This window comes from Rhodospirillales bacterium, from assembly GCA_020638175.1.
Classification (GTDB): Bacteria; Pseudomonadota; Alphaproteobacteria; order Micavibrionales; family Micavibrionaceae; genus JACKJA01.
Map to the genome: position 1 here is coordinate 1,200,180 of JACKJA010000002.1, position 12,405 is coordinate 1,212,584.

Consider the following 12,405-nt stretch of genomic DNA (forward strand, 5'->3'; position numbering starts at 1 on the left):
AAACGTCATTGCGAGGGAACAAAGTAACCGAAGCAATCCAGAACGCTTATGGCTTAATAGGCCTGATCGCGACATTAATTGCCGCAACATGGCCTTGCCCTTGCCTTAAAACGAGAGAGGTCTCCGGGTCTGTTCGGGATAAGGTATGAGGAATATATAGCTGTATATTTTTACGAATGACAAAACCATTTTCGTGCATCTCATCGCCGTTTATAGAGATGTGAAGGCGGCTGTTATCATAGGACGCTGGCTCAGCCGTGTAGAATAAAAATTCACCATGATGCTTGAATTTTAAATAAACATCGTCGTTATCAGAGAATAATATCCCGATTTCCAGAGCGTCGGATGGTTCCTGCTTTTCTGAATTTGAAGAAACCAGAGGAATTGTCAGGCCACAAATTTTATCATCGCTGTCGCAAATAACGCTATGTTTTATACCGTCGGGGTCGTTTTGCTGAGCTGTTATTTTGTAGGGGGCTGCGTGAGCAGGCAAGATCGCAAGCAACAAAACAACGATAATAAATATGTAAAAAATGGGCTTCATATGTTCCACTGTAACAAAAAATAGAAAAGAGGCCGGATTATATATTTCTTTTGCGGCGACCGGAAGGGATGACAGGATAGTTTGGATCAAAAGGTAACATAATATCTTTATCCATTGATGGCGGTTTTTTCCAAACATCAGGGTCCATCTTGTACCTGTATGTATCGGTGTCAATGCCGGGAATGCGTGGTCGCGGTTTAGCCCCTTCCGCAATTCCTTGGTCCGGGATGTTGGTTCCGGGAATGTTGGGTGGAGGCAGCTCTTCCTTTTCCATAGTGCCTCGTGGTAAAGCAGGCATTTGAGACGGAGCCTGATTATCGCTGACTTTTTTTAGAGCTATATTCATTGCCGTTTCTGTTTCTCCGCGTGGCGTTATTACCCCATCAATTAGGAGCTTGTTATTTTGTTGAAATTGGCGAATAGAACTATCAAGCGGGCGATCTATGTACCTTAATTCTGTATCACCATCATAATAGCCTAAGCGTTTCATTTTTCGACGTGTGGTTACAACATCTTGAGGGTTAGAATTGAGACCATCCCCAATGGATGTGGTTATATTTTCTGGAATATTAAAATCATAATTTATAGGAATAATATCCTATTAAATATTTAAAGTCAAGTTGTAAATCATAGCGTTAATCTCCACGTGCAATTGCGGCACAGTTTTGCTAGACACATAATATGACCATCACGCCACGGTTTATGGATGAACTGCGCAACCGCCTGACGCTGTCCGATATTATCGGCAAGCGCGTCAAGCTGCGCCGTGCCGGGCGTGAGTTTTCCGGGTGCTGCCCGTTCCATAATGAAAAAAGCCCGTCCTTTACCGTTAATGATGACAAACAGTTCTACCACTGCTTTGGCTGTGGCGCGCACGGGGACGCGATCGGCTTTGTTATGCAGCACGACAATGTGTCCTTCATTGATGCTGTGGAACAGCTTGCCGCTATTGCCGGGATGGAAGTTCCCAAACAATCGCCGCAGGACATCAAAAAGGCCAGAGAGCAAAAAGACCTTCACAGCCTGACCGATGAAACTGCCCGGTTTTTTGAGCAAATCCTGCGCAGCGGGGAAGGGCGCGTTGGTCTGGAATACATGCATGAACGCGGCGTGACCGATGAAATGCTGGCGGCGTTCCGGATCGGCTACGCGCCCGCCGACGGGCAGGCGCTTCGTAATTACCTGAAGCAGCAAGGTTACACCGATGCCCAGATGATCGAGGCCGGGGTGTGCCGTCCCTCGAACCGGGGAACCGACCCGTATGCGTTCTTCCGTGACCGGATCATGTTCCCGGTCACTGATCGCCGTGGTCGGGTGGTGGCTTTCGGAGGACGGATACTGCCGGAACATCTGCGCCCGCCCGAACGCGGGGATTTCAAACCGCCGAAATACATCAACTCGTCCGATACGCCGCTCTTTCACAAGGGACGGATGCTCTATAACGAAGCGCAGGCCCGCCAGGCGGCTATTGACGGCCAGCCCGTCATCGTCACGGAAGGCTATCTGGATGTAATGGCGTGTAGCGCCGCCGGGTTTAAGGGCGCTGTGGCGCCGCTGGGGACGGCGCTGACCGAAGACCAGATATTATCATTGTGGAAAATGATCCCGGAAACGCCGAAAATCCCGGTGCTGTGCTTTGATGGTGATAATGCCGGCCGCCGGGCGGCCGAGCGGGCTTGTGAGCGTATCTTGCCGCTTTTGCAGCCCGATCACAGCGTCATGATCGCCTTCTTGCCGGAGGGGCAAGACCCGGACAGCCTGATTAAATCACAAGGCCGTAAGGCGTTTCAGGGCGTTTTGGATGGGGCATTGCCGCTCGCCGATTTTCTATGGAGCCGTTATACGGAAGGCCGCCGTTTTGAAACGCCGGAGGCGCGCGCCGGTCTGGAAAAAATCTTGAACGATGAAATCGCCCGCATCGCCGACCGCAGCGTCCAGCAATATTACCGCCAGACGATCCGCGATCGTCTGTACAAAGTCTTTGGCCCGTCCCGGAACGTTCCGAATAAAAAAGGGCGGAACGAAAGGCCTGATCCGGGGGCGTTCCTAAAGGTGCCGCGCCCGGTGGAGAAGAAGTCATTGTTGCCGCAAACGATCCTTCTGGCGACGTTGATAAACCATCCGGATGTCTTTGAAAGCGTCGAGGAGATCCTCGGTATGGCGGCGATTCCGGATAAAAGACTTGATTTGTTGCGGCAGGCTGTATTAAACCTCCTCGGCGAATATCCGGCGCTTGACAGGGAAGGGCTTCATAGCCATCTGATTGCGCAGGGGTATGAAACCGACCTGGCCGCTTTTTTGACGAACGCTCTCTATGTTCATGTCGGCTTTGCCCGGCCGGGAACGGCCCCTGAAAAAGTTGTGGAAGGCGTCGGTGATTTTTTAAGAGAGCTGGAGAATAACGGTCACAACAAAGCCTGCCGGAACGCGGGGCAGGATCTGGCGCGTGACATGACACCGGAAAACGAGGAACGATTACTGGCGCTCTATCGGGCGCGCGGATCGGCGGATGGATAAAACCGGCGGTCATAAAATCAGGTATTTGATTTTATTTGAAAATGCGTTCTAATCACTAACTCGGGATGATGATTCGGATAGGAATTAATGGGATCGACAAGCAATATTGGAAATGCGGCTGTGAGTGACAAGGAAACGGATACGGCGGAATCAAAGAAAAAGGATTCGCTGGAAGTTACGGTAAAAAAGCTGGTAAAGCTGGGGAAGGAGCGGGGTTTTGTCACGTATGACGAGATCAATGAAGCGCTGCCTGCCGAAGAATTTTCTTCCGAACAGATCGAAGATGCGATGGCGATGATCACCGATGTCGGCGTGCAGCTCGTCGAAAGCGACGATGCCACTGACGATTCGGACGGTGAAAAAAATTCCAAAAACGATAACGACAACGATTACGAATCCGGCGGGAATATTTCCGCCGACGATACAGGTCGTACCGACGATCCTGTCCGCATGTATCTGCGCGAAATGGGCTCTGTTGAACTGCTCTCCCGCGAAGGCGAGATTGCGATTGCCAAGCGGATTGAAGCCGGCAAGGAAATGATGATCGGCGGAATCTGCGAAAGCCCGCTCGCGATCGAATCCCTGATCGCATGGTACAAAGCGCTGCAGGATGGCGATATCCTCCTGCGTGAAGTTATCGACCTTGATGCGACATACAGCGAAGGCGATGAAAGCGAAGACCTCGACGATGACGAAGAAGAGGGCGAAGGCGAGGAAACAGAAGGCAAAGAAGGCGATAGCGGCGATGATGAGGAAAACAGCATTTCCCTGTCCGCTATGGAAGAAGAGCTGATCCCGCAGGTTTTCGACAATTTTGCCAAAATCCAGAAATGCTACAAGAAGATGCAAAAAGCGCAGGCCCCCCGCCTCGAAGCGCTTGCAAAAGGGAAAGAGCCGGCTGCCGCCGCCAACAAGAAATACGAAGACGTCAAAACCGAGATGATCGGTCTGATGAACGCGGTGCAGCTCAATAACGCCAGGATCGATCAGTTGATCGAGCGTCTGTATAAAATCAACCGCGAGCTGGTGAGCCTCGAAGGCAAGCTGATGCGTCTTGCGATTGATTGCGGCGTGAAACGCGAAGAGTTCATGGAAGAATATTTCGGTTCCGAACTTGACCCGCGCTGGCTGACCAAGGTGAAGAAAAAGTCCAAGAAATGGGAAAAATTCGCCGACAAATACAGTGATGAAATCAAGGATATCCGCGACCAGATTGCCGCCGTTTCCGAAGAAGCCGCGTTGCCTATGAAAGAATTCCGCCGGATCGTGTCCACGGTGCAAAAAGGCGAAAAAGAAGCCGCCCGCGCCAAAAAGGAAATGGTCGAAGCCAACCTGCGTCTGGTGATTTCCATTGCCAAGAAATATACCAACCGCGGCCTGCAATTCCTCGACCTGATCCAGGAAGGCAATATCGGCCTGATGAAAGCCGTCGATAAATTCGAATATCGCCGCGGTTATAAATTCTCGACTTACGCGACATGGTGGATCCGGCAGGCGATTACCCGCTCGATCGCCGATCAGGCCCGCACGATCCGGATCCCGGTCCACATGATCGAAACCATCAACAAACTGGTGCGGACCTCCCGCCAGATGATGCACGAAATCGGCCGCGAACCGACCCCGGAAGAGCTGGCTGCGCGCCTGCACATGCCGCTGGATAAGGTCCGCAAAGTCCTGAAAATCGCCAAGGAACCTGTCTCCCTCGAAACCCCGATCGGGGATGAGGAAGACTCATCGCTCGGCGATTTCATCGAAGATAAAAACGCGATCCTGCCGGTTGAAAGCGCGATCCATTCGAACCTGCGCGAAACCACAACCCGCGTACTGGCATCCCTGACCCCGCGGGAAGAACGTGTCCTGCGGATGCGTTTCGGGATCGGCATGAACACCGATCACACGCTCGAGGAAGTCGGCCAGCAATTCAACGTGACCCGCGAACGGATCCGCCAGATCGAAGCCAAAGCGCTCCGTAAACTGAAGCACCCCAGCCGCTCCCGCAAACTGCGCAGCTTCCTGGATACATAACTACCCTTGTTTTATGAAAAGCTTGCGTTAGGGGAAGTGTTTCCCCTAATATCCCGTCTTTATTTTTAATAATAAAAACGGATGTGTTTATGGACAGGGAACATCTTTCTCAAATTAAAGGCGTCGATATCGTTCCATACGATGATCTGCGCCGTGAGGAAACAGGCGAGGCCCGGACGATCATTCGCCAAAATCGTATTGCCGTCGTAAACTTCAACAACAGGAGGGCGACCGGCATTGCTGTGCCCTATATAACGGGGCTGGCGATTGCCAACGGGGGAACCAATCTTAATCAGATTAACGTCAGATCGTTTTTCAATCAGGATGTTAATACGTTAAAGGGCGCCTACACCGTAACGGTTAGCGAACAGGCAACCAAAGGCTTTGTCTACATGGACAAAGACTGTGTAGAGAGAAAATGGGAGGAGTTCCAGGTTATGCTTCCGCCTGCTATTGTCCATGATCTGGGTGAAAAGCTGGAAATCCCGGTCTGGCCGTGGGTTGAGCTGGAAGCCGGAGGCTATGATGTATTGCGTGCGACAAGCCAGCTCGAATTTCCTTATGTAACAAACAAGGGTGTGCATGACGCTGGAAAGAGTAATTTTCTGAACCAGCTCCATAACTATGGCAAGCCGGTTTACATGGCCCATGTGAACGGTCGTGAAATTATGCCCAAGGCATTGATGATGTCACCGCAATATCAGGATGAAATACAGGAACTGAGTGCATCAAAACTTGTCACAGTTCCGGACAGCTTGCTTTTGCATACGCGTATATCGGATTGGGATATTCCGGATGACGAGATATGGGTCATGAAAGATGCAAAAAGACTGGATCCGGAAACGGAAATCGTCTTTTTGCCCCCCCGGCCGAAAGCGCAGGTCAGAGATTTTTTGCGTGAAAAATCACATTGTATACCGATGAGCGTCGATGATGTAACACAGATCAAATTCTATGATATGTATGCTGGAAAATCTGAGTTTTGGCAGATGTTTGAAATGGCCGCCACGGCGTTACTGGCAAGCGAAAATGCCAGCGCATCCTATATTAACGTGAATTCGCGTTTCAAAAGCAAAGCGCCGCACCGCGTTATGATGTGCAATGACCCGCATGGCGGGATCGATCTGCTGTCAAAAACCCAGATCGAAGGCGGACCGGTTCAGTTGCGGAGCCTTCAAAGCCAAAGATTTCAGAAAACGCTGAACAATGCGTTTTATACCGTGTCGGCAATTCCGGGGAACGTCGTGGAAATGCGGGCTGTCAAAGAAGGGCGCCCCGTTTACATGATCCGGGATGACGAAAGAACCATGGGGGCAGTCCTTCATGCCCGCAGGCTTGCCCGGCTGGTTAATTCGTAAAAGAACGCCCGGAAAACCGAATTTTAGGTGGCTTCCCGCGTAAAAGTTTGATAATTGATAGCGGTGCTGCCTGGCAGCGTGGTGGGGCCAGTAGCTCAGTTGGTTAGAGCGGTCCGCTCATAACGGATTGGTCGCTGGTTCAAGTCCGGCCTGGCCCACCATCATTCTTACGTTGCTTATCTCCTGAAACCATCGGCCAGCGCGGTGAAGTGAACCGGCGGAATCTTAAAGACTCATTCGCGGAGCGAATGGTGTTATGAAAACGCAGTTGGGCGGATATCTGGACGAATTTGAATTCCTTGTTCTCTTTCAGACGTTTCCTGAGCTTGTGAATTCTTAACGGCGTTATCAAATGTATGGCTCGTACCTGTTTTTATATCTTTAGGCCCTACGCTTGCCGACCTACGAAAATCTGGAGAGGCGTTTACCGAAAAGGCTGCATCAGCGGCCTGTTTTTCAATGTGCCCAACAACCGAAAATTCAGAGGTTTCTATGGTCCGGTTGGGGACGTTATCAAGTTTTTGTACAACATTTTTTGAAAAACGGCGGCTATTAATCCTTTCATAGGCAAAAGAACCGTTTTGGGATGCAATTATGCCTCCAACTTCTGTGTTTTGTTCCGGGTTATAAAGTGTATCCGTCCGCGTGATGAGGGATTTATTTATGAGTATGCCGTCCACATGGTTATTATTTCGATACGGGTATTTTTTGACATCGCTGGCATATAAAAATTGCTTTCTGAATTCTGTCGTGTCGAGATTGTCCATAGCATAAGCCCATTGCGCACCGGCCCACCTCGGGCCAACCCGGTTCGGCTTTTCATTCGGGTCTTTGTACAGGTTAACCTCTCCTATAGGATTTCCATCTAAGTCGTAGAATTTTGCAATTCCTTTATTCCCAAGGGGGGCGTTATGATCTTGCTTGAATTCAATAGATCCGACTTTTAGGGCGTCGATCGAAAAAGGAAGGCCTATCTGTTTCCTAACCTTCTCGATATTTCGGGGGCTCTGGATATCTTTTTCGAGCATTTCACCTGCGGCAGCACTGGCAACGGATACAGCCGAACCGACGACGCCCACAGTGACAGCGGCTGTTGCGGAGAGGGCGGCAATCGTGACAAAAGCCGCTGGCCCGGCAACAAGGGCGGCTGCCCCAGAGAGAACTAGCCCTGCGATGGGAAGCAAGCCAGCACTTCCAGCGGCGCTCATTGTTTCTGATAAATTCCCTTTAAGCCGGGACCAAAATGTTTTCTCTTCGCCCGCTTCGAAAGGGTTTGGTGGCGCGGTTTTTTTATCACTATCTGCAAAGTGTTTGATCTCTACTTTGGGGTTAAATATCATATGTCTTCAAAATCCTTATGTTTACAAAGTCGCCCCCACTGTAACCGAATATTATTAACATAATATAAAAACAAAAACCGTGTCCGAAGAAAATATTCAAGGCACAGGCTTGTTTTTCTTTGACAAAGATCAAAAAATCCCTATAAATCCTCATATTCCTGAGAAACAGGCTTGGTCTGTGTTGGTTTTTTGCCAATCCCGGAAGGGAAATCGGGACATAAATTTAAATATAATGTCTATGAAAGGACTTGAAAAATGAGTGAGAAAAAGCGTCCTACCGCTAAATATAAACTCGACCGCCGCCATGGCTGCAACGCCTGGGGCCGTCCGAAATCCCCGTTTAACTCCCGTCAGACCCGTCCCGGTATGCATGGCGTACGTCGTGGCAAGCTGTCCGACTATGGTGTGCAGCTGATGGCCAAGCAGCTTTTGAAAGGCTACTACGGCAACATCGGTGAAAAACGTTTCCGCCGCTACTATCAGGAAGCCGCCCGCCTGCGCGGGAACACGGCGCAAAACCTGATCGGTTTGCTGGAGCGCCGTCTGGATGCGGTTGTATACCGCGCCAAGTTCGTGCCGACCGTTTTTTCCGCCCGCCAGTTTGTTAACCACAAACATGTGACCGTAAATGGTCAGGTTGTGAACATTCCCTCCTATCAGGTCAAAGAAGGCGACGTGATCGAAGTTCGTGAAAAAGGCCGGACGATGCCGCTGGTTATTCAGGCGATCGAAAGCCCGGAGCGCGATGTTCCGGAATATATCGACGTGGACCACAAAGCATTCAAAGCGACATTCCTGCGCGCGCCGCAAGTGGAAGAAGTTCCCTATGCCGCACAAATGGAACCGCACCTGATCGTCGAGTTTTACTCACGGTAATCATAAGAATTTGTCGATGAGCCGACATATGAAGAAAGCCGCTTTCAAGCGGCTTTTTTTATGTCTTCCCGGTCGCGGCTTTTTTGCCGATCAGGGCGCTGATAATCCCGTGAAAGGTGCGGATTTCCTGCTCACTCATCTCGGCGCGCCCCAGGGCCGTCCGCAAATTACGGATCATGATCGGTTTTTGACCGGCGGTGCGAAAGAAATGATGGGCCTCCAGCTCGCTTTCCAGCCGTTCAAACAGCTCGTTCAGATGCTCATGCGGGGCAGGGATATGCTCGTTTTCTGCGGGTTCGTAATGGGCCTGCGACCATTCATAGGCCAGCAGCAACACCGCTTGTCCCAGATTGAGGGAGGAAAAAGCCGGGTTCAGCGGGATCGTTACCACCGCATGCGCCAGCGCCACATCGTCATTGGTCAGGCCCGTGCGTTCCGCCCCGAACAGCAACCCGATCTTTTGACTCTGAGCGGCCCGCGCTCTCCCGTCTGCAGCGGCTTCCCGCGCTGTTATCACCGGCTTGGCCATTTCCCTCAGCCGCGCTGTGGTGGCGTAGACATAGTGGCAATCGGCTACGGCGTCCGCTGTTGTCTCGTAAATCTTCACCGGCGGCATTTTATCGAGAGCGCCCGACGACATCGCCTGCGCCTTCTCATTCGGCCAGCCATCACGAGGCCGCACGAGACGCAATTCGGTTAACCCGCAATTCAGCATCGCCCGTGCCGCCGCGCCGATATTCTCACCCATCTGCGGATCGACAAGGATCACGACGGGGGCGTTCTCATCAACGGACAGGGATTGAGATTGATCGGTGCCGCTCATTGGTGCTAAGCCGCCAGCATCCGCTGCGCCGTGGCATCTTCGACCGGGCGGGCGGTCACAACGGTGGTTTTCAGGACATCAAGAAACTGTGCTTTTTTCTCCGGGCTTTCAAATTCAAAAGCCATCAGCGCACGCCCGATGGACTCGCCGGTGTACTGGTAATTGAAATAGCAGATATTCGCCACGCCGGAGATCTTGCGCAAGAGATCACGCAAAGCCCCGCGCCGCTCGGGGAAGTGGATATGCATCACCAGAGGGTCTTTGAATAAAGCCGGATTGTAATTGATAATGCGGTAGCGAATGTCCGGCTCCCCTGTCACATCTTCGAAGGCGGCATGATGCTTCATCATCCCGTCATGGAGCTCATCCAGCTTGTCCGGGGCGGCTTCAAAAGCGATAACCGGATAGGCGTCATGTTCGCTGCATTTCCCGTACTGGAATTCATGAACACTGACATCGGCAAAGATACTATCGAGAATGCCGAGCAGGCTACCGCCTTGCTCATTGATGTGAAAGCGGTAAAACCGTTTCCGGTTGGCCCCGACCGCCGAACTGGCGACGAACAGGGGGATTTTCCCGAAATCGGCATTGGCGCCCGATACGATTGCCAGAACCTTCTTGCCTTTCAGCTCTGCCGGGTATTGATCGGCGTATTTCATAAGGCCCGCCAGCCCCAAAGCGCCGGAAGCTTCCGGGATCACGCGTTTGCTTTCCCAGAATGTCTGGATCGCGGCGCAAACCTCTTCGTTGGAGACGGTGATATAGCCGTCAATAAATTCACGGCACAGGGTAAAGCAGGTGTCGCCCGCACGGGTGACGGCTGTCCCGTCGCAAAAAGTGTCGACTTTCTCAAGCGTCACAGGTTCACCGGCTTCGATCGCGGCTTTCATACAGGCCTGATCGTTTTCCTCGACCCCGATGATCTTTATGTTGGGGTAATGCTGCTTTAGCCATAGCGATACGCCGGCCGCCATGCCGCCGCCGCCGATCTGGATAAAGGCATAATCAAACGGCCCATCGCCGGACAGGACAATTTCATCGGCAATCGTGGCTTGCCCGGCGATCGTGCGGATATCATCAAACGGATGGATATAGGTCAGGTTCTTGTCTTTGGCGTATTGCTTGGCCGCGGCCCCGGCAACGTTGTAATCATCACCTTCAAGAATAATCTCGACATGATCCCCGCCCAGCCGTTCAACCGACATCTGTTTCATGCGCGGGGTGGATAGTGGCATAAAGATTTTGGCTTGAATGCCCAGCCGCGCGGCGGCGAGCGCTACGCCCTGCGCATGATTTCCGGCGCTGGCGGCAACAAACGGGCCTTTTTCCCCGGCATCGACCAGAATTTTCATGCAGTTATAAGCGCCGCGCCATTTATAGGCGTTAATGGGCGAGAGATCTTCGCGCTTGATAAACAGGGAAAAATCTTCGCCGTTCAGACGCATCGGCTCCAGCGGTGTTTTCTGTCCGACATGATAGACCCGCTCCCGCGCCTGCAGGATTTCGTGGATCAGCCTGTCTTTCAACGCATCGGTCATCTATGCCGCTTTCTTGCCTTTCCCGAGGCGGTTCGCAGCTTTTTCCGGGCCGATCAGTGGCAAAAGAACAGCCAATTCCGGGCCGTGATCCATACCGGTCAGGGCTTGACGCAACGGCATGAACAGTTGCTTGCCCTTACGGCCTGTGGCTTCTTTCACGGCGTTTGCCCATGTCATCCATGTGTTTTCATCCCACGGCGCCGGTGGTAGCAAATCGAGTGCCTGCGCGATAAACTCAGGCTCTTCGATAACCGGATCGACTGGACCGTGCGCTACACGGGCCCATTCCTTGATATCGTCCAGCCGCGACAGGTTCGGACGAACAGACTCCCAGAAATGCTCATCAAGCTCCGGAAAACCCATGTTGGCCAGCCGCACGTTAACATCGTCAAAAGCCGTGCTGTGCAGGATTTTGGCGTTGAGACGCATCAGCTCCTCGACGTCGAATTTCGGGGTGCCGCGCCCGAATTTGGCGAAATCAAAGCTGTCGATCAGGGGCTGGAGGTCTGTGAACGGCTCAATCGGATCGGAAGAGCCCAGACGGGCCATCAGACTAAAAATTGCCATAGGTTCCAGCCCTTCATTGTCGCGCAGTTCATGAACGCTGAGCGATCCCATACGCTTGGACAACTTTCCGCCTTCGGAGTCGGATAGCAGCGGCAGGTGCGCAAACAGCGGGACCGGTGCGCCGAGCGCCTCAAACATCTGAATGTGCGCCGCCGTGTTGGATACGTGGTCTTCACCGCGCACAATGTGGGTCATGTTGTAATCAATGTCGTCGATGACCGAACAAAGGTGATAGAGCGGGCTGCCGTCTTCACGGATCAGGACCGGATCGGACAGGTCGGCCCCGTGGAATTTAACCTCGCCGCGCACCATGTCCTGCCAGATGATCGGTGTGTGCTCCAGCTTGAAACGCCAGTGCGCCTTACGGCCTTCGGCTTCGTAGGCCGCGCGCTGCTCGGCGGATAATTCCAGTGCCCCCCGGTCATAGATCGGCGGCAAACCACGGGAAAGCTGGCTTTTGCGCTTCAGGGCCAGTTCTTCCGGCGTTTCATAGCAGGGATACAAGCGTCCATCGGCTTTCAGCTTTTCAATCAGCTCGGCATAACGCGCCGTACGGTCGCGCTGGCGTGCTTTTTCATCCCAGACACAGCCCAGCCATACCAGGGCATCTTCGATCGCTGTTTCGTATTCGGCTTTTGAGCGCTCAAGGTCCGTATCGTCAATCCGCAGCAAAAAATGCCCGTTCTGGCTCTGGCAGAACAGCCACGTAATCAACGCTGTGCGCACGTTACCAACATGCAGGTAGCCAGTGGGTGAGGGGGCAAAACGAACTTTTACACTCATTATTCTTATTCCTTTGATAAGCATTTAAGCACCA

At 52.3% G+C, this 12,405-nt stretch carries 10 protein-coding genes and 1 tRNA gene; 5 read left to right on the forward strand and 6 right to left on the reverse strand.

The features are described from left to right. Nucleotides 1-46 precede the first annotated feature (46 nt). Entirely contained in the window at nucleotides 47-544 is a 498-nt protein-coding gene (locus tag H6868_05785; GenBank protein MCB9988832.1) for a hypothetical protein, read from the reverse strand. Between the two features lie 37 nt (nucleotides 545-581). Continuing rightward, nucleotides 582-1,034 carry a peptidoglycan-binding protein gene (locus tag H6868_05790; protein ID MCB9988833.1) on the reverse strand — a complete coding sequence of 151 codons (453 nt, stop codon included), beginning with the start codon at nucleotides 1,032-1,034 and terminating at the stop codon, nucleotides 582-584. 191 nt (nucleotides 1,035-1,225) lie between these two features. On the opposite strand from H6868_05790, the gene H6868_05795 reads away from it, so the two are divergent. The 4 genes from H6868_05795 (at nucleotide 1,226) to H6868_05810 (ending at nucleotide 6,605) form a co-directional block, all read left to right on the forward strand. Beyond that, entirely contained in the window at nucleotides 1,226-3,061 is a 1,836-nt protein-coding gene (locus tag H6868_05795; protein ID MCB9988834.1) for a DNA primase, read from the forward strand. 87 nt (nucleotides 3,062-3,148) lie between these two features. Next, nucleotides 3,149-5,086, forward strand: coding sequence for an RNA polymerase sigma factor RpoD (gene rpoD / locus H6868_05800; protein MCB9988835.1), 1,938 nt, complete (start codon nucleotides 3,149-3,151; stop codon nucleotides 5,084-5,086). Between the two features lie 89 nt (nucleotides 5,087-5,175). Continuing rightward, on the forward strand, nucleotides 5,176-6,444 hold the full coding sequence (locus tag H6868_05805) for a hypothetical protein (GenBank protein ID MCB9988836.1): 1,269 nt from the start codon (nucleotides 5,176-5,178) through the stop codon (nucleotides 6,442-6,444). A gap of 84 nt (nucleotides 6,445-6,528) precedes the next feature. After that, nucleotides 6,529-6,605: transfer RNA gene (locus H6868_05810), tRNA-Ile, on the forward strand. 93 nt (nucleotides 6,606-6,698) lie between these two features. Here H6868_05810 and H6868_05815 read toward each other — a convergent pair. Continuing rightward, nucleotides 6,699-7,784, reverse strand: a complete 1,086-nt coding sequence (locus H6868_05815) for a hypothetical protein (GenBank protein MCB9988837.1) — start codon at nucleotides 7,782-7,784, stop codon at nucleotides 6,699-6,701. Nucleotides 7,785-8,039: 255 nt separating this feature from the next. Between H6868_05815 and rpsD the strand changes: the two genes are divergently transcribed. Further along, the gene (rpsD, locus tag H6868_05820; GenBank protein MCB9988838.1) at nucleotides 8,040-8,660 is read left to right on the forward strand and encodes a 30S ribosomal protein S4; all 621 of its coding nucleotides are present in this window, start codon (nucleotides 8,040-8,042) and stop codon (nucleotides 8,658-8,660) included. A 58-nt stretch (nucleotides 8,661-8,718) separates the two neighbouring features. Here the strand turns inward: rpsD and H6868_05825 are convergent, their stop codons facing one another. The 3 genes from H6868_05825 to H6868_05835 are packed head-to-tail and all read right to left on the reverse strand — an operon-like array spanning nucleotide 8,719 to nucleotide 12,371. Then, on the reverse strand, nucleotides 8,719-9,483 hold the full coding sequence (locus H6868_05825) for an RNA methyltransferase (GenBank protein MCB9988839.1): 765 nt from the start codon (nucleotides 9,481-9,483) through the stop codon (nucleotides 8,719-8,721). 5 nt (nucleotides 9,484-9,488) lie between these two features. Further along, nucleotides 9,489-11,021 (reverse strand): pyridoxal-phosphate dependent enzyme, encoded by a 1,533-nt coding sequence (locus H6868_05830; GenBank protein MCB9988840.1) that lies wholly within the window; start codon nucleotides 11,019-11,021, stop codon nucleotides 9,489-9,491. Then, nucleotides 11,022-12,371, reverse strand: a complete 1,350-nt coding sequence (locus tag H6868_05835) for a glutamate--tRNA ligase (GenBank protein MCB9988841.1) — start codon at nucleotides 12,369-12,371, stop codon at nucleotides 11,022-11,024. Nucleotides 12,372-12,405 lie beyond the last annotated feature (34 nt).